Origin of the sequence: Nitrosomonas eutropha (assembly GCF_003201195.1) — a bacterium.
GTDB lineage: Bacteria > Pseudomonadota > Gammaproteobacteria > Burkholderiales > Nitrosomonadaceae > Nitrosomonas > Nitrosomonas eutropha.
Genome location: NZ_QICQ01000001.1, coordinates 1 through 18,059 on the forward strand (window position 1 = coordinate 1; position 18,059 = coordinate 18,059).

Consider the following 18,059-nt stretch of genomic DNA (forward strand, 5'->3'; position numbering starts at 1 on the left):
GTGACCGATCGCAAAGGTGCGTTGCAGGCTTTCCGGCGTTGTCGTTCAGGCCTGGGCCGGGTGGTGGCGGTGTTGGCGGACAGCGGTTATGTGGGAGAGCCGTTTGCTCAAGGTGTACGCGATGTGCTGAGCGAGACTGTCGCGGTTCAGATCGCCAGGCGCAGTGAGTTGCATACCTTCGCCGTTATCCCCAAGCGTTGGGTAGTGGAACGCAGCTTTGCCTGGTTGGAGAAGAATCGACGGCTGTGGAAGAACTGTGAGCGCTTACTCAACACCAGCTTGCAGTTTATTCACCTGGCCTTCCTGGCCCTTCTACTCAAAAGACTTTGAACAGGTTCTCAGAAAATATTTTCCAAAAGGGCGGCAAAATGAGAGCTGCCACGAGCAGCATAACTAACCAATGGAGACCAAACCCCCACGCCATCCCATTCATATACATTCCGTGCATCATGTTGTATTCCTCAGCCAAATTATTTCTGTACCCACCGCTATAACCAGAGCCGCTACAGCGTGTAGCACATTGTTAATCAGCGATACCTAGTTAAAAATTTACTTGGCCGTCGCTTTAGGAAGAGCGACCTCAAAAATCATATTTCCATCCACCTCTTTTGCAGTAATGGTGCCGCCATGTGCGTCAATAATTGACTTGACAATAGCTAGACCTAAACCAGCTCCGTCCCCTTTACGTTGACGTGAAGGATCCGCGCGGTAAAACCGGTCAAACAATCTTGGTAGATGCTCGGAATTGATCGTATGTCCCGGGTTTTCTACACTAATAGCAATCGTGTCGTTGCTGTTAGCAGCTAGCGAGACTGTAACTGCTCTCCCTGGAGGGGTGTAACGTATGGCATTGGATAAAAGATTGCTTAGCGCGCGGCGCATCATCAATCTATCACCCTGAACACATATAACTGGACCTTTACATATCAATGAAACGGAGCGTTCTTCGGCCCATGCCTCGAAGTAATCAAATAGCTCCTGGACTTCAGTAACCAAATTCACGCTGACCAGTTCCGGTTTGAGCTGATTATTATCGGCTTGCGCCAAAAACAGCATATCGCCGACCATTTTGGCCATACGTTCGTATTCTTCCAGATTCGAATATAAAATTTCTCGATACTGCTCGACATCGCGCGATTGAGAGAGTGCCACTTCCGTCTGCGTTTTCAGATTCGTTATGGGCGTACGCAGCTCATGAGCGATATCAGCCGAAAAGTTCGACAGGCGTTGAAAACCATCTTCGATGCGATCCAGCATGTCGTTGAATGACACGGCCAGTTCAGTTAACTCCACCGGAACGGTACCAGGTGCGAGCCGAATAAAAAGCTGATCAGATTTGATTCGACGAATCTCTCGGCTGATGCGCCGTATCGGCGCATGACCCTGATACACAGCAAACCATGTCGCCAGAATAGCAATCAGACAGGCTGCGGTCGTAATAACTCTCAGGTAACTGCGAAAGCTTTCAAGATAGTGCAAGTGAAAATTGATGCCAGTGGCAACGGCTAAGGTTAAAGGCTCGGCGCCTTGAAGACCTTTGTTCATTAGCTGCACAACAGCACCTCGATAGGTCTCTCCCTTATCCCGCCAGATTTTCACCGAGTCAATGGTGATTACGCCGGTAAAGGGAACCAACCGTGTAAAACCATCCAGATCCGAATTAGGCGTAGCGTAAATCACATTGCCATGACTATCCGACACTCGAAATTGTGCATTACGATGACCTGAGATCGCAGCCGCCAGCCGACGCTTCAATACATCCGACTCTTGACTGGCTGACGGCTCGGAGAGCGACTGCGTCAGCGATTGAACAACAGCATTAAGCTCATCAACATCCTGCTGAACGAAGTGACTATTAATGGATCGTTGGACCATCCATCCAAACGTGAGAAGCACCACTGTGATGACCGCTCCAATGGATACGGTCAGACGCAGGGCCAGCGACGCAGGGCGGCGTGCCACTCTTTTCAACCTACGCTGCTGACATCAAGCATATATCCCATACCGCGAACGGTATGGATCAGCTTGGGTTCAAAGGCGTCATCGATTTTGGCGCGCAGGCGCCGAATCGCCACGTCAATGACGTTGGTGTCGCTGTCAAAATTCATGTCCCACACCTGTGAGGCAATCAGAGAGCGCGGTAACACCTCACCTTGGCGGCGCACCAAAAGCTCCAGAAGCGCAAATTCTTTGTTTGTCAGGTTAATGCGTACCTCTTGCCGCCTCGCCCGCCGACGTGGAATGTCCAGCACCAGGTCGGCCACTTGCAATTGATCACTCAGAGCGGGCGCTGCGCCTCGGCGCAGCAGTGTACGCACTCGTGCGAGCAGCTCCGAAAATGCAAAAGGTTTAATCAAATAATCATCGGCGCCTAGTTCCAAACCCTTAACCCGGTCCTCTACGCTATCGCGCGCCGTCAAAAACAATACCGGTGTCGCCGATTTCGCTTCACGCAAGGCTTGAACAATACGCCAACCGTCAACATCTGGCAGCATGACATCTAGGATGATTAAATCATAGTCCTCTGTCAGGGCGAGGTGGTGCCCATCCAGGCCCGTACGGGCCAGATCGACTATAAAACCGGACTCAACCAGCCCTTGGCGTACGTATTCGCCAGTTTTTATCTCATCTTCAACGACGAGCAATTTCATGGGATCGCTCCTGCGATAGGCTTCTGTTTTGTGCCTGACTTAAGGGATTGCCCCCTGACCTAGAAGCGTCAGAACTCATGACGAGACTCTACCCGTGGCAAGCTGACAGTACGATGACGGATGAATTACAAAATTGTAATATACCGATAATTCGAAGGAATTCTTTTATGAACAGCGCGCAGACGTTCCGTCTGCGCGGCCAGTTACTTGGCGCACGGCAGTGATTTTACCCAAGCGTTTTACCAGATAGTTATGAACATCTGCCAAGCACGTGACCAATAATATCGCTGGCCTCAGATGATCTATCACGAGTATTGTGCCGAAAAACCCCTAAAGCATGTCAAAAAATGGGCTAGGGCTCAGCAGTTTAACGGTGCCGGACCCTCTAAGATACACGTTTCGGCGTATACCCAACTTCTCGAATGGCGCGTTCAATGGTATCTGCATTGAGAACTCCATCGATCCGAATCAAATGAGCGGGAAGATCAATGCCAACGCTGGCCGCCGGTGCCGTTTCTTTGATCACGCGCGTGATGGTATCCACACAGTGGCCACAAGTCATATCTTTCACTTCAAATTCAATCATTCTGCTATCTCCTTAGGTAGTGCAGCATGACAATACTAAACCTTCCCACGACGACAATGTCAAGCTGGCCCAACGTCGCATTTACCGAGCATTTTCTGCATTAAGATCAAATATTTGCGCCACTCGAGCGACCGCAGTTGCTATCTCTTTTTTCCTTTAAGTAACAGCCAGTTGCTTGACTACCGTGAAACTTGGCACGGACATGACAAAAATGTAATGACAACGTAATCGGACTGACAGCCCTGGTTGGCTACAGTGTATTTGTCACCGCCTACTCATCACTGCCGGGCGGATATAAAGCAACCTGCCTATTTGAAGGAAACGATGATGAAATGTGATATGAAAACCATGATGAAGACGGCCCTTGGCCTAGGCGTAGTCGTTGCCGTGGCGTACGCGACTATGCCCGCCGCCCGTGGATGGATTGCCGCCGGTGCTCCGTTTTTATTCCTTCTGATTTGCCCCTTGATGATGTTTTTCATGATGAAAGGCATGCACTCCTGCGACAAGGACCAAAGGGCGGAAAAAAACCAAGCCGACAAAGCTCCCACCACACCATTGGTCGGACACTCGCCGCTCAAAGATTAGTCGGCGCACAGCCGTCCCACTCTACTCATGGCGGACTCATGATGGGATAGCACTTGGATTAACGGATATCACGTGATGAGTTCTAAAACGATTTTTACCACCTTGGCGGCAACAAGCGTTGCCACGCTATTTATGTTCGGCGGACTTGGCGTAGCAACCGCAAGTACCGAGCCATCCTTAGCCGATACACAAGCCATAAAGACTTTGGCACGGGCTGCGCCGATTGAACTCACCCACCTGCACGGGCTTGCCTATAGCGCAGACGGTCAACAGCTGCTTATCCCGAGCCATCATGGCATCGCGGCGTATGTGGATGGTCAATGGGCAAAAATGGCCGGGCCTGAGCATGATTACATGGGATTTGCCACCACCCGAGAGGCGTTTTACAGCAGCGGGCATCCAGCAGCAGGCTCTAACCTAATTAATCCGTTTGGCCTTATTAAAAGTACGGATGCAGGAAAAACCTGGCGGCAGTTGGGGCTAGAAGGAGAGTCCGATTTTCATACCTTGGCCACAAGCTATGAAACCAATGCGGTTTATGTTCTGAATTATGGGCCTAATACCCGGATGCCCCAAGCTGGCCTGTATATGACTCAAACAGACGGCCTGACGTGGACGCGAGCAGCCGCTAATGGTCTGAAGGCCAAAATCAACAGCTTAGCGGTGCATCCACGCGATGCCAACGTCGTTGCCGTGGGTGCCGCCGACGGGTTGTACTTGTCTCGTGACGCGGGCAACCATTTTGAGCTATTGATTCGAAGCACGCAGGTACTAGCACAGTGGTTCGATCTGAATGGCGAGCACCTTTGGGTTAGCAGTTACGCAAACGCCCCCGTGCTGAGTCGCATGGGCCTGAGTGATGGCGGAGCGAATGAAAAAATCAAGCTTCCTGCATTGAACAAAGACGCGGTGGCCTTCATTGCTCAAAACCCTACCCGCCACGAAGAAGTTGCTATTGCGACCTTCAAGCGTAGCGCCTATATCACTAAAGATAGAGGTGCAACGTGGACGCAAATCGCTGACGGTGGCACGGCCCTCGATAAATAAGGTCCGCCCTTCTAAATTTTGGCATCTAGCTCCCATCAAATGGCTTGGACAATCCCATGAGCAATAAGCTGATAAAAATCATTGTGATCGCGCTGGCGGCGATTGGACTCTTGGCTGTTTTTGCTCTCGTCGGCATGGGAGCCATGATGTTTTGGATGATGGGCACTTGATGTGAACGTGACACGATTAAGTGTCACCCCGCTTCCGCCAGTATCGAAAATGCAACCACACGACCAATCTGACGAACACCCTCGCATTACAAAAATGTAATGCCAGCGTCATTGGGCCGACATGCACATTTCGTTAAAGTGCATGTCATCAATTTAATTTGAGGCTTTGATCATCGAAGGATGATTGATATCTACCCTCTTTCGACTTTGGGATACGCTCACGTGAAACACTTGCTACCGCACTCGCTTGCACTGCCTATACTGCCCCGTCGCCGATTCGTTCAGGGCCTTGCGGCTGGCGGCGTATTGTTGGGCTTATCGCCCTTTGCCCGAGCCGCCGGAGTTCCGTCCGTCAATACGAGTACCGGTTCGGCCGCTGTGCTGACGGGGACCGAGTTCAACCTCGATATCGGTGAATCGCCCGTCAATTTCACCGGCAGCCCACGCATCGCAACGACGGTGAATGGCTCGCTTCCTGCGCCTACCTTACGCTGGCGCGAAGGCGATACGGTCACTATTCGCGTCAAGAACCGTCTGAAGGAAGCCACCTCCATCCATTGGCACGGCATCATCCTGCCCTTCCAAATGGATGGCGTGCCAGGTATCAGTTTTACGGGCATTGCTCCAGGAGAAACATTTACCTACCGATTTAAAGTTGAACAAAGCGGCACGTACTGGTATCACTCCCATTCTGGCATGCAGGAGGCGACCGGCGTTTATGGGGCGATCATTATCGACCCGGCACAAACCGACTCCATACGGGCCGATCGCGAGTACGTCGTTCAGCTTTCTGACTGGACCGACGAGGATCCGATGCGAGTCCTGGCCAAGCTCAAAATGCAAGGCGACTACTACAACTACAACCAGCCCACCGCCATTGATTTCTTCCAGGACGTGTCACGAGATGGCCTGAAAGCGGCCATCGACAAGCGCAAGATGTGGAACGAAATGCGCATGAGTCCAACCGACCTGGCGGACTTGTCGGCTAATGTGTTGACCTATTTGATGAACGGCACAACCCCGGCCGGCAACTGGACGGGATTATTCCGTCCCGGTGAGCGGGTCCGCCTGCGTTTCATCAACGGGGCAGCCAACACTTTTTACGACGTGCGTATACCAGGTCTGAAGCTAACGGTGGTTCAGGCCGACGGCGTCAATGTAGAGCCCGTAACGGTGGATGAATTCCGCTTTGGTCCAGGGGAAACCTACGACGTGCTGGTCCAGCCCAAAGACGATACCTATACCGTTTTTGCGCAAGCCATGGACCGCACCGGGTATGCACGGGGCACACTGGCTACGCGTGCCGGTCTCGACGCGCCCGTGCCCGCGCTTGACCCAGTGGAATGGCTCACCATGGCGGACATGATGGGTTCAATGGGCGCGGGCATGGCAGGAATGAGCCATGGTGGGTCCGGCCAATCGTCCATGGGCGGTATGGATCACGGTGCTATGGCTGGGATGAATCATGGCAGTATGCAGGGCATGAATCACGCAGGCATGGCTGGTATGGATCATGGCGCAATGACAGCAACTGGCGCCAGCACCCAAGTACGCCACGCCAGGACCGAGTATGGCCCCAGCATTGATATGCGGGTCGACATGCCGCGCACCAACCTGGACGATCCCGGCATTGGGCTGCGCAACAACGGCCGCCGAGTATTGACGCTATCGGACTTGCACACCGTGGGTGGTGCAATGGATCCGCGCGGCGCGGAGCGTGAAATTGAGCTCCATCTGACCGGCAACATGGAACGCTATGCCTGGTCATTCGACGGCGTGGAATATGGAAAATCGACGCCCGTTCATTTTCGCTACGGCGAGCGGGTCAGGGTTATTTTGCACAACGACACCATGATGACGCACCCCATGCACTTGCACGGCATGTGGAGTGAGCTAGAAGCGCCTGACGGCAGCTTCCAGGCGCGCCGCCACACGATTCCGGTGCAGCCAGCGCAACGCATCAGCTTTCTTGTGACCGCCGATGCACTGGGTCGCTGGGCCTGGCATTGCCATCTGATGCTGCACATGGATGCGGGGATGTTTCGCGAAGTGGTGGTGGCATGAGCTCAGTAAACGAGAAAAAGGGAATCTTGACCGTGAATACTCATATAAGAAAACGCATTCTTGCAACCGCTATCGCAACGCTGGGAGCCACTCCGCTTCTTGCCTACGCCCAAGCGCATAACGCCCATAGTGACCATACCGCCATGCCGACCAGCTCGGCTCCTGCCGATGCGGCAAGCATGCCCGGCATGGATCACAGCAAAATGAATATGCCTGGCATGGACCATGGCACGATGAATATGAGTGGCCAGGATCACGGTGCCATGCATATGAAGTCAACCCCCGCAACTAAGCCAGCAGAGTCCATGCCGGGTATGAACCATGGTCAAGCCAACACCGCTCCAACGGCCACTGCACACGATATGGGAGCCATGGACATGAGCGGTGGCGAAATGGATCATGGCGATATGCAGATGCAAGGGGGCTCGGCCCCGCCAGATGCCCGCGATCCAAATGCCTACTCCGATGGCTACGTGCGTAATGCGGGCAAGTATGCGCTGCCACCCTCAGAAGCGCTGGTCATGTCGGACATGCACAACTTCGGGTCGGTTCGCTTCGACCGGCTCGAATATGTCAAGGCGCGAGGCAGAGAGTGGACTGCCTATGAAGGCGAGGCCTGGTATGGCAGCACCTATAACCGTGCCGTGATCAAGGCCGAAGGCGAAGTAGCCAGCGGCAAGTTGCAAGAGTCCGAGACGCAACTGCTTTGGCGTCATGCAATTTCAACATTCTGGAATACGGAACTGGGCGTGCGATTCGACCACGCTCAGGGCGCGCCAAACCGGGAATAGATGGCGTTTGGCTTTAAAGGGTTGGCGCCCTACTGGTTTGAAGTCGATGCCACCGCTTATGTTGGCTCCAGCGGACGAACCGCTCTGGGGTTGAAGGCGGAGTACGACATCTTGCTGACTCAGAAGCTCTACCTTCAACCGAGTGTGGAAGTGAACTTCTACGGCAAGGACGATAAACGCCGGGGCATCGGCAGCGGCCTGACGGACGGCACCGCAGGCTTGCGCCTCAAATACCAAGTCACACGTCAGTTTGTGCCCTACGTGGGCGTGGAGTGGTCCAGCAAGTTCGGAAAAACGGCGGATTATGCACGCGCAGCGGGCGACTCCAAGCAGGAAACCCGTTTCGTGGCCGGTTTAAATTTTAGATTTTAGCGGTTGTACCAGGGAACATCACGCCTGATGCTCTTATTTTTCCCTTATCCAAAAGTGATTTTTATGAAAAAGACACTATCTATATTGATATTAAGCACGTTACCCGTTCTGGCAATGGCCGCCGGAAGCCATGGCGGAGGTCATGAGATGAAAGACGGCACCATGATGCAAGGTCACGACATGTCCAGCATGAACAAAGGCGACTCGGCTGTGGGACAACCGGGCGATGCCGCCAAGGTCACGCGTACGATTGAGCTCGTCATGGACGACACCATGCGTTTTACGCCGGGCGAGATCAACGTGCAAGCTGGTGATACTGTCCGGTTTCTAATTAAAAATGCCGGCAAAGTTCCTCACGAAATGGTGATCGGCTCAGCCGACGAGATGCGCGATCATGCCGCCATGATGAAGAAAATGCCAGGCATGAAACATGCCGAGCCCAATATGATCTCGCTTAACCCTGGCCAGAAAGGCGGCCTAGTCTGGCAGTTTACCCAAGCCGGCACTGTTGACTTTGCCTGCCTCGTAGCTGGGCACATGGAAGCGGGCATGATCGGTAAGGTAAAAGTCGGATAAGGCGCCATAAAGGCGACGACGGCCTGATTACTCATCCACTTCGTGATGGATTACCAGGCACAGTAGCTACAATGCGCTCCCCCAGTGGGCAGCACTGCATACGCAGTGCTGCCAATACTTATTTCCCCACACCAACCAGAGTCGATCCGGCCACAAAAGGCGAGCCACGAGCGAGCACCAGCCAAATATTTTCTATATGACATGCATACGATATTAAAAAGCCTGCTTCTCATCGTCGGTTACCTTGTGACGAATACCGCCGTGGCATCGGAGGTCAGGCAGACTTCTATCATCGAAGGCCCTATTCACACACTCGGCAAACACTCTCATAAGGCAAGTCCTCGGCTCGAGAGCTTGCGAAAAATGTTTCTTAACACGCCACTGAGCGAACGCGCTCGTATCAATTCAGCCTTTGGCTACCGGCTACATCCCGTTTCGGGCAAGTGGGCAGGCCATCAAGGTCTTGATTACCCTGCCCCAAAAGGCACCCCCATCCGCGCAACGGCTCAGGGAAAAATCTCTTTCATTGGTGTTCAAAATGGATATGGCAAAGTGATTTTCATAGAACACGACAATAATTATTCCACTGTCTATGCGCATCAAAGTCGTTTTAAGAATGGTCTAAGGAAAGGGGCCAACATAGAAAAGGGACAAATCATTGGCTATGTCGGTTCAACCGGAACATCCAGTGGCCCTCATCTGCATTACGAACTGCGCGTCAACAATCAACCGATAGACCCCATCCAGGAAAAACGGCAACTTGCCTCCTATGTCCAAAGATGAGGCTACGTTGTGCCGCCCGAATAGCGGTAGCTGAAAATCACATAGATTGATCGTGCAACAAAGTGAGTGGGGATAATTCCAATGGCAATAGCGGTGAAAAAAACAGGCGTGATGATTGGTGTGCTTGGTGCCCTGGCGCTCGGAGCCGGCTTGTTTATGTATGAAGCCTTGATGGACTCAAGACCGGTATTTATTGATCCTTCCGATCAAGAACTCGTAGCCATCGGCAAAGACATCTACGCCAACAACTGCTTATCCTGCCATGGCGCGAAGCTGGAAGGCCAGCCTGACTGGCGGGTACGTCAAGCCAATGGTCGTTTGCCTGCGCCACCGCACGACGAAACGGGCCATACCTGGCATCATCCGGACGCCGTGTTGATTGACATCACTAAAAATGGCCTGGTGCCTGGCGTGACAGCCCCACCCGGATATGTGAGCGATATGCCGGCCTATAACAAATTACTGACCGATCACGACATTCGGGCTGTGCTCGCTTATATCAAGAGTTCTTGGCCCAAGCAGGCGTTAGTTGCTCAAAAAGAAATCACGCAGCAACGGCCACAGTAACTCATTAGGCGTGAAAGCCTTTTATTTTGCTTTACGCAACCGCAATGCATTGGTCACCACCGAGGCCGAGCTCAAGCTCATCGCCAGCGCAGCAAACATCGGCGAGAGCAACAGCCCCGTCCACGGATACAACACACCCGCCGCCAGTGGCACGCCCAAAGCGTTATACACGAAGGCAAATCCCAGGTTTTGCTCCATATTGGCGATGGTCGCGTCAGACAAATGGCGGGCAATCGAGATACCTCGCAAATCGCCTTTCACCAGCGTGACCTGGGCGCTATTCATGGCGACATCGGTGCCGGTACCCATGGCAATGCCCACATCAGCTTTGGCCAAGGCAGGGGCATCATTAATGCCATCCCCCGCCATCGCCACGATATGCCCTTGGTCTTGAAGCTTTGTGACAAGATCGAGCTTATCGGCTGGCTTTACCTCACCATGAAATTCATCGATACCCAGACGCTGCGCCACGGCTTGGGCCGTCGATACCCCATCTCCCGTGGCCATGATGACGCGAATTCCAGCGGCCTTCAGTTCATTCAAGGCTTCTTGTGTACTGGCTTTAATGGGGTCTGACACAGCAAGCAAGCCCAACAGGTCGCCATTCGCGGCCAGATACATGACGCTCGCGCCTTGCACACGCAGGCGATCTGCCTTTTCGCTCAGTCTCGCCACATCGACGCCTTCTTGCTGCATCAATGCGGTATTACCGAGCGCCAAACGCTTGCTCTCAACCTTTCCGCGAACGCCAATCCCGGAGCCGGATTCAAACTCATCTACCGTGGCCAGGGCAATGCCCTGCTCTCGCGCGGCATTAACGATAGCGTCGGCCAGCGGGTGCTCACTGCCTTGATCCAGGCTGGCAGCCAGGCGCAGCACCTCGTCGGCGCTAACGCCCTGGACGGGAACCGCTTGCTCAAACGTGGGCCGCCCTTCTGTCAAGGTGCCGGTCTTATCGACGATTAAGGCATCGACCTTGCGGAAGTTCTCGATGGCAGCGGCATCCCGGAACAAGACGCCGTGCGTCGCACCACGACCAGTGGCGACCATAATAGACATAGGAGTCGCGAGACCTAGCGCACACGGGCAGGCAATGATCAGCACGGCCACCGCATTGATCAGACCGTACACCCAGCTGGGCTGTGGCCCCCAGAACCCCCACACGAAAAACGTAATCACAGCGATAGCGACCACCGCCATGACAAAATAGCCCGCCACATGATCGGCCATGCGTTGCATAGGCGCTCGGGAACGCTGTGCTTGCGCCACAAGCTGCACGATTTGAGACAACACTGTAGCCGCGCCCACTTTTTCGGCGCGTATCACCAGTGCACCCGATGTATTCATCGTGGCGCCAATGACTTTATCGCCCACGCGTTTGCTGACGGGTAGCGGTTCGCCGGTCAGCATGGATTCGTCAATTGAACTCGCCCCCTCTTCCACCGCCCCATCCACCGGCACTTTTTCGCCCGGACGCACACGCAAGCGATCGCCTTCGTGAACGTGGGTCAGCGGCACATCTTCTTCGGTACCATCTGGCAGGATACGCCGCGCCGTCTTCGGGGCTAATCCCATTAGCGACTTGATGGCCGCCGAGGTTTGTGAGCGGGCTCTTAGCTCAAGGATTTGCCCGAAAAGCGTCAAGGAGATGATGACAACCGCCGCTTCAAAATATACTGCGATGCGTCCCATGGACAAGAACGTGTCGGGAAACACTTCCGGCGTAACCGTCGCCACGACGCTATAGATAAAAGCCGCCGCTGTTCCCAAGCCGATGAGCGTCCACATATTGGGGCTACGGTTAATCACCGACTGAACGCCGCGCACAAAGAACGGCCAGCCAGCCCACAGCACGACAGGCAAGGAAAGCACCAGCTCGATCCAACTTTGGGCGGTCATGCCAAACCAGCCAAACTGGTGGCCAAACATGGCCAGCGTCGTGACGATTATCGTTAAAGGCAAGGTCCACCAAAACCGGCGGGTAAAGTCCGCCAACTCGGGATTATCGTCATCGAGTGTAGGCATAAGCGGTTCCAGCGCCATGCCGCACTTAGGACAGTTTCCAGGGTGATCTCGGCGAATCTCGGGATGCATCGGACAGGTATAGATCGTGCCCGGTGCGGCTGCCTGAGTTGATTGCTCGCTCGATTGGCTTTTAGAGAGATATTTGGCCGGGCCGGCACTGAATTTGGCTTGGCAGCCAGTGCTGCAGAAATAAAACAGCTGGCCGTCAAGCTCAAGATGGTGTGGCGATTGTTCGGTCACCGACATTCCGCACACTGGGTCCTTTAACGTCGAGACCGGGGACTCAGGCAATTTAGCGTGGTTCTCGCCAAGTGGCGTAGATCCGCCGCTTAAGTCACCGGGTTGGCCGAGATGAGTGTGTTTGTGATCATGTGCTGTCATGACGTAGCCGCTTTCCCATTTGGTATTGGGCTACGCTGACCGCTATCACCACCCTGAAACAGCGTAGAGCCCTAGATCGCACCGGATGGCAGGTGTATTGATCATGTCACACTTTACTGTTCGCGAAACTGACAATTTGCGGTCAATTTCATTACATTTTTGTCATGAATAATGACGACAATAGCTAATCGACGGATCGCATTTTAGTAGACATCTATAAATTAAAGATACACATGCACCAAAACAATGAACCATCGTATACGAGGCATTAAGCGCCCGTATAAAAGCTTTGAATGTATGCTTTTTCTCTAGCGGTCAGTGCCTTTAATTCCTGCTGAACCTGTGCTCGTGACTTCATTGGCTCAGCGTTGATTTGAGGCCAAATACCTGTCGCTTCTCCTTGACGTGTAGCCCAAGTAGGGTCTGCCTTGGCGTGCTCAAGCTCCTGGAGCACCTGCGTTCGACTCTTCATGTTGGACCAATCCTGCACTTCGGTACCGCCCTGCTCACTATTATCGGGAATCCAATAAGCAAAACTGGTGGCGGGAACCGCTAATGCAGCGGCTAGCAAGGCGAAAAGAGTTTTTGAACGAAATGACATAGTAGGTTCCATTGAGAGTCGTTGCCGCGAAGCGCTGTCATACTGCGCGATCGCTCTGCCAGTTCTTTCTGGTCAGGACTCCACTTTAGCGAGCAGCGCCCAACAGTCCGATGACGCTGGTATGACGAATACGTCATTATTTGGTCTACCTTTGTAATGTAGGCCGCATCGAGGTAATGACCCGGTAACAGCACAGAAATTGCTGACGAACAAGGTTCGAGCAGTAAGTGCGGACTGAAACCCGTGCGTTATTGCTTCAAGATTCCTATTATCGCCCAACCTATCGATTACTTTCTTATTGTCTGGTTTGCTCTAGCGACTATATCCACAGCCTGCGTTGCGTGGGATCCGTTTCACCATAATCCCGAGCCGGTGGTAATGAAGTGGAGCTTCGTGTTGGTGATCTCTATATGGGGCCGATCGGCTTGCTGCTGTATGTAATAGCCGATGAAGAGCCCAGGTCAGGCGCGCATGAGCAATTCATCAAGCCACTGTGGAAACAAAGCGCATGCTCAACCATCCACTGCGTGGCAGGCGACGCCACTGGCACTATCCTGACGGCGGCGACCACGGCAGCGCTGGGGCTACCGATGTGGTTGGATCGCATTGTTGACTATTTAGCGGGGGGCGCGTTTGGTCTTTTCATCTTCCAGTCTCTTTTTATGGAAAGCATGATTGGCGGCAGCTACTGGGATAGTGTCAAAAAGTCCTTCATCCCGGAATTTATTAGTATGAATGCCATGATGGCAGGCATAGCGCCCACCATGAGGCTGCTAATAACTGCACGCAACATGCGGGCGATGGAGCCGGTCTAACTGCTGTTTTGGGGCGTCATGTCAGTTGGTAACATTGCTGGTTTTGCCGTAACTTACCCCGTCAATGGCTGGAGGGTAGCCAGGCAGATGAAACACGGCTTGAAGACCGAACGCCCAGACGAAACAAAACAGACAAAAAACAACCACTCAAGTAACGGCCATACATCAGTAAAGCCCTCTGCGGAGGGACATCATGCCATGCAACCTAATGTCACGCACACGCAATTAGCCGCTGTTACCATGGCCACTGACTTAATGCCATTGAGAGGCATGACTTTTCCGGCACTGTTTGTAAACATGCGCCTCTCAGCTCGCGACGTGGGTGGAGCGATTATGTCGCCCGGCATGATCATGGGGTGGGACACGCCTGTTGCGCCACTGTCCATTCAATTGACTGGGAAGCGCTCATGATCGGCCTCTGACGGCTCGCAGCAGCCGCGTCACAGACAGGACAAACAAGCCGGTCAGCATGAGGGCTGCAATACCCCAATGCTCTCCAATGAACGCGCCAGCCGTCGTGCCGGCCAGCACAATTGCGAGAATCGGCAAATAGCAGGGACAGGTCAGCACGGCCAGCACGCCCCACAGGTAGCCGGTGATCGGTTTGTGCGTCTCAGACGGCAAGCGCTCGGGGCTGTTCATGGCAAACTCTCCGCGTGCAGTGCTGGCTCGGTTGGCATGGCTGCTAATTGCATTTCCAAGCTGGCCAACGCCTCGCGCCGACGTTCGACGAGCTGACGCAGCACCGCAAGCTGTGCAGATGAGCCATAGCCGCCCGTGGTGCACGCGACCGGCCGCAGCAATCCGCGCAGCAGATAGTCGCGCACGATATACACGCTCACCCCCGCATCAAGGGTCAGCCGGGACACTGTGTAGGCGCTCATTGAGCACCTCCTTTTCCTCATCCGGCGCAGCAGGACAGTTGCTTCACGTCCTTGCTAAAGGTCTGTGCCGCGAGCTTCAGCCCCTCGACCATCGTCAGATAGGGGAACAACTGGTCGGCCAGTTCCTGCACTGTCATGCGGTTGTGAATTGCCAAGGCCGCCGTCTGGATCAGCTCGCCCGCTTCCGGTGCCACTACCTGCACGCCGATCAAGCGCCCGCTGCCGGCATCGGCCACCAGCTTGATGAAGCCCAGCGTGTCGAAGTTGGCGAGCGCACGCGGCACGTTGTCCAGCGTGAGCAACCGGCTGTCGGTCTCGATCCCGTCGTGATGCGCTTCCGCTTCGCTGTAGCCCACGGTCGCCACTTGCGGATCGGTGAACACCACGGCCGGCATCGCGGTCAGATCGAGGGCCGCGTCGCCGCCAGTCATGTTAATCGCGGCACGGGTGCCGGCCGCTGCCGCCACATAGACGAATTGGGGCTGGTCGGTGCAGTCGCCAGCCGCGTAGATGTTCGGGTTGCTCGTGCGCATGCCCTGGTCGACGACGATGGCCCCTTGGGCATTGACAGCGACACCCGCCGCTTCCAATTCCAGGCTGCGCGTGTTCGGCGTCCGTCCGGTAGCGACCAGCAGCTTGTCGGCGAGTATTTCACCGAACCCCGTGGTCAACACGAATTCGCCGTCAACATGGGCGACCCGGCTGGCTTGCGTGTGTTCCAGCACCTGAACTCCTTCGGTACGGAAGGCGGCTGTGACCGCCTCGCCAATGGCAGGGTCTTCGCGGAAGAACAGCGTGTTGCGTGCCAAGATCGTGACCTGGCTACCCAGCCGGGCGAAAGCCTGCGCCAATTCCAGCGCCACCACCGAGGATCCGATTACGGCCAGACGTTCGGGAACGGTGTCGCTGATCAGGGCTTCGGTCGAAGTCCAGTAGGGTGACTCTTTCAAGACCGGAATCGGCGGCACTGCCGGGCTGGCACCCGCGGCGACCAGGCAGCGGTCGAACGCCACTACACGCTCGCCACCACCGTTCAAACGGACGACTAGGCGCTGGTCGTCCTTGAAACGCGCTTCACCGTGCAGAACGGTGATGGCCGGATTGCCGTCCAGGATGTCTTCATACTTGGCGTGGCGCAGCTCATCGACGCGGGCCTGCTGCTGGGCCAGTAGTTTGCTACGATCAATCGCAGGCACAGTAGCCGCGATACCGCCATCGAACGGGCTTTCGCAGCGCAGATGGGCAATCTGGGCAGCGCGGATCATGATTTTGGACGGCACACAGCCGATATTGACGCAGGTGCCGCCGATGGTGCCGCGCTCGATCAGCGTGACGTGCGCGCCTTGCTCGACGGCCTTCAGTGCTGCCGCCATCGCGGCTCCACCGCTGCCAATGACGGCAATGTGTAAACCGGCCCCCTCAAGAGCATCACGACTTTTCGTATCACTTTTGAAATCGCCAACGCGGATCGAACCTTGATAACCCAATGCCGCGATAGCGGCCAGAATTTGGTCATGGCTCACGGCCACGGCAGCGTCTGCCGAGACCCGCGCGCGACTTTCGGGATAGGACACCACAGCGCCATTCACGCCGGGAATTTTTTCCAAAGCAACTTTGACATCGGTGGCACAGGATATACAGGTCATACCATTCACGGTGATTTCAGTCATTTTTTTCCAGTAGATTGAGGGGTGCAACAGGCATCGACTTGGTGTTTTCACTGGATATCGTAGATGGTTAAACCAATGAAAATCGTCAGCGCAGGCAGCAGCACACTGTTCAGATAGTCGGTGAGAGCGAACAAACCGACCAGCCCGAGCAAAATGACCAGTACGGGTGTGAAACAACATAGCGCCACGAAAACCGTACCAATGACATTGACCCACAGCAGTGTCTTCGGGGCTTTCATGATTAGTTCTTGACTGAAGATGGATAGCCCGCGTCTCCGGTTGCCTTGGTCAGCTTCTGCACGCTGGTCTTGGCATCATCGAACGTGACAACCGCTTCGCGTGTCTCGAAGGTCACGTCAACTTTGCTGACGCCTTCGACCTTGGAAATCGCCTTCTTGACGGTAATCGGGCAGGTCGAGCAAGTCATGCCGGGTACAGAGAGTGTGACGGTCTGGGTGACCGCCCACACAGGAGCAACAACGGCAGCGAGTGCGAAGGAGGCAAACAGTTTTTTCATGGTAGACCTCTCTGATTAGTAGAAAAACGGCACGACATAGGGAAATCCGAGCGCGACCAGAACCAGCGCGGCTACGACCCAGAAAATGAGCTTGTAAGTAGCTCGCACTTGCGGAATCGTGCACACCTCGCCCGGCTTGCAGGCGGCTGTCTGCCGGTAGATGCGCCGCCAGGCGACGAAAAGCGCCACCAGCGCCACGCCGATAAAGATCGGGCGATAGGGTTCCAGCACCGTCAGGTTGCCGATCCATGCTCCGCTGAAGCCCAAGGCGATCAGAACCAACGGCCCGAGGCAGCAGGCTGACGCAAGAATGGCGGCTAGCCCTCCGGTGAAGAGCACGCCGCGCCCGCTTTGTGGTGGAAACATGCGCTTGTCCTTTCAAATTTGTATTCGATAGCTTAAGCTTACTTCCGTAGTTATGTACGGAGTCAAGAGATATGCGAACTAATTTTAAGAATGTGACTATTGGCGTTTTTGCCAAGGCGGCCGGAGTCAATGTGGAGACCATCCGGTTCTACCAGCGCAAGGGCCTGCTGTCGGAGCCAGACAAGCCCTATGGCAGCATTCGCCGCTATGGCGAGGCGGATGTAACACGGGTGCGCTTTGTGAAATCGGCCCAGCGGCTGGGCTTTAGCCTGGATGAAATCGCCGAGCTCCTACGGCTAGATGACGGAACACATTGCGAGGAAGCCAGCGGCCTAGCCGAGCACAAGCTCAAGGATGTGCGCGAAAAGATGGCCGATTTGGCGCGCATGGAGGCCGTGCTGTCTGAACTGGTGTGCGCCTGCCACTCACGGAAGGGAAACGTTACCTGCCCGCTGATTGCGTCACTGCAAGACGGAGCGAACCTCGCGGTGTCGGTGCAGAGTGGTCATGGGTTGACTACGCAGCCTGCTTTATTTTCCGAATTCTGAGACACCCCAAATAGAAACTGCAATTGAACGACCATCTCCATGTCGAAGGCCGTCGGC

Annotated in this window: 18 protein-coding genes and 3 pseudogenes; 10 read left to right on the forward strand and 11 right to left on the reverse strand. The window is 54.6% G+C overall.

The window, feature by feature from the left end; genetic code table 11:
- A pseudogene (locus C8R14_RS00005) lies at window positions 1-330 on the forward strand (IS5-like element ISNieu4 family transposase); the annotation flags it as partial.
- Window positions 331-549: 219 nt separating this feature from the next.
- On the opposite strand, the gene C8R14_RS00010 reads toward C8R14_RS00005, so the two are convergent.
- The 3 genes from C8R14_RS00010 to C8R14_RS00020 all read right to left on the reverse strand — a co-directional run bounded on the left by C8R14_RS00010 (window position 550) and on the right by C8R14_RS00020 (window position 3,237).
- Window positions 550-1,962 (reverse strand): Cu(+)/Ag(+) sensor histidine kinase, encoded by a 1,413-nt coding sequence (locus tag C8R14_RS00010; protein WP_011633154.1) that lies wholly within the window; start codon window positions 1,960-1,962, stop codon window positions 550-552.
- A 5-nt stretch (window positions 1,963-1,967) separates the two neighbouring features.
- Window positions 1,968-2,651: a heavy metal response regulator transcription factor gene (locus C8R14_RS00015; RefSeq protein ID WP_011633155.1), complete on the reverse strand. Its 684-nt coding sequence runs from the start codon at window positions 2,649-2,651 to the stop codon at window positions 1,968-1,970.
- A gap of 385 nt (window positions 2,652-3,036) precedes the next feature.
- Window positions 3,037-3,237, reverse strand: a complete 201-nt coding sequence (locus tag C8R14_RS00020; protein ID WP_011633156.1) for a heavy-metal-associated domain-containing protein — start codon at window positions 3,235-3,237, stop codon at window positions 3,037-3,039.
- Between the two features lie 312 nt (window positions 3,238-3,549).
- Between C8R14_RS00020 and C8R14_RS00025 the strand changes: the two genes are divergently transcribed.
- The 7 genes and pseudogenes from C8R14_RS00025 (at window position 3,550) to C8R14_RS00055 (ending at window position 10,195) form a co-directional block, all read left to right on the forward strand.
- Window positions 3,550-3,825: a DUF2933 domain-containing protein gene (locus C8R14_RS00025; RefSeq protein ID WP_146208353.1), complete on the forward strand. Its 276-nt coding sequence runs from the start codon at window positions 3,550-3,552 to the stop codon at window positions 3,823-3,825.
- A gap of 75 nt (window positions 3,826-3,900) precedes the next feature.
- Window positions 3,901-4,872 (forward strand): F510_1955 family glycosylhydrolase, encoded by a 972-nt coding sequence (locus C8R14_RS00030; RefSeq protein WP_011633157.1) that lies wholly within the window; start codon window positions 3,901-3,903, stop codon window positions 4,870-4,872.
- Between the two features lie 350 nt (window positions 4,873-5,222).
- Window positions 5,223-7,106, forward strand: coding sequence for a copper resistance system multicopper oxidase (locus C8R14_RS00035; RefSeq protein WP_011633158.1), 1,884 nt, complete (start codon window positions 5,223-5,225; stop codon window positions 7,104-7,106).
- A gap of 314 nt (window positions 7,107-7,420) precedes the next feature.
- Window positions 7,421-8,269, forward strand: a pseudogene (locus tag C8R14_RS13645) (copper resistance protein B).
- Window positions 8,270-8,332: 63 nt separating this feature from the next.
- Window positions 8,333-8,845 carry a cupredoxin domain-containing protein gene (locus C8R14_RS00045; protein WP_041353613.1) on the forward strand — a complete coding sequence of 171 codons (513 nt, stop codon included), beginning with the start codon at window positions 8,333-8,335 and terminating at the stop codon, window positions 8,843-8,845.
- Between the two features lie 201 nt (window positions 8,846-9,046).
- Complete coding sequence (locus tag C8R14_RS00050) at window positions 9,047-9,628, forward strand: M23 family metallopeptidase (protein WP_011633160.1); 582 nt, start codon at window positions 9,047-9,049, stop codon at window positions 9,626-9,628.
- An 81-nt stretch (window positions 9,629-9,709) separates the two neighbouring features.
- Entirely contained in the window at window positions 9,710-10,195 is a 486-nt protein-coding gene (locus C8R14_RS00055; RefSeq protein WP_011633161.1) for a c-type cytochrome, read from the forward strand.
- Between the two features lie 21 nt (window positions 10,196-10,216).
- Here the strand turns inward: C8R14_RS00055 and C8R14_RS00060 are convergent, their stop codons facing one another.
- Both C8R14_RS00060 and C8R14_RS00065 read right to left on the reverse strand, forming a co-directional pair.
- Entirely contained in the window at window positions 10,217-12,466 is a 2,250-nt protein-coding gene (locus C8R14_RS00060) for a heavy metal translocating P-type ATPase (RefSeq protein WP_242500182.1), read from the reverse strand.
- Window positions 12,467-12,869: 403 nt separating this feature from the next.
- On the reverse strand, window positions 12,870-13,202 hold the full coding sequence (locus tag C8R14_RS00065; protein WP_041353387.1) for a DUF4148 domain-containing protein: 333 nt from the start codon (window positions 13,200-13,202) through the stop codon (window positions 12,870-12,872).
- Window positions 13,203-13,612: 410 nt separating this feature from the next.
- On the opposite strand from C8R14_RS00065, the pseudogene C8R14_RS13905 reads away from it, so the two are divergent.
- Window positions 13,613-14,428: pseudogene (locus C8R14_RS13905) on the forward strand (DUF4396 domain-containing protein).
- Here C8R14_RS13905 and merE read toward each other — a convergent pair.
- The 6 genes from merE to merT are packed head-to-tail and all read right to left on the reverse strand — an operon-like array spanning window position 14,423 to window position 17,454.
- Complete coding sequence (gene merE, locus C8R14_RS00075; RefSeq protein WP_011633163.1) at window positions 14,423-14,659, reverse strand: broad-spectrum mercury transporter MerE; 237 nt, start codon at window positions 14,657-14,659, stop codon at window positions 14,423-14,425. The pseudogene C8R14_RS13905 and the gene merE overlap by 6 nt on opposite strands.
- Complete coding sequence (locus C8R14_RS00080) at window positions 14,656-14,901, reverse strand: MerR family transcriptional regulator (protein WP_011633164.1); 246 nt, start codon at window positions 14,899-14,901, stop codon at window positions 14,656-14,658. Before C8R14_RS00080 ends, merE begins: the two co-directional genes overlap by 4 nt.
- Window positions 14,902-14,918: 17 nt before the next feature.
- A complete protein-coding gene (gene merA / locus C8R14_RS00085) occupies window positions 14,919-16,571 on the reverse strand; it encodes a mercury(II) reductase (RefSeq protein WP_041353388.1) in 1,653 nt (550 codons plus the stop codon).
- 47 nt (window positions 16,572-16,618) lie between these two features.
- Window positions 16,619-16,810: a mercury resistance system transport protein MerF gene (merF, locus tag C8R14_RS00090; protein ID WP_011633166.1), complete on the reverse strand. Its 192-nt coding sequence runs from the start codon at window positions 16,808-16,810 to the stop codon at window positions 16,619-16,621.
- A gap of 2 nt (window positions 16,811-16,812) precedes the next feature.
- On the reverse strand, window positions 16,813-17,088 hold the full coding sequence (gene merP / locus C8R14_RS00095) for a mercury resistance system periplasmic binding protein MerP (RefSeq protein WP_011633167.1): 276 nt from the start codon (window positions 17,086-17,088) through the stop codon (window positions 16,813-16,815).
- 15 nt (window positions 17,089-17,103) lie between these two features.
- Window positions 17,104-17,454, reverse strand: coding sequence for a mercuric ion transporter MerT (gene merT, locus C8R14_RS00100; RefSeq protein WP_011633168.1), 351 nt, complete (start codon window positions 17,452-17,454; stop codon window positions 17,104-17,106).
- Between the two features lie 71 nt (window positions 17,455-17,525).
- Here merT and merR point away from each other — a divergent pair, with 71 nt between their 5' ends.
- Window positions 17,526-18,002 carry a mercury resistance transcriptional regulator MerR gene (merR, locus tag C8R14_RS00105; protein ID WP_011633169.1) on the forward strand — a complete coding sequence of 159 codons (477 nt, stop codon included), beginning with the start codon at window positions 17,526-17,528 and terminating at the stop codon, window positions 18,000-18,002.
- Window positions 18,003-18,059 lie beyond the last annotated feature (57 nt).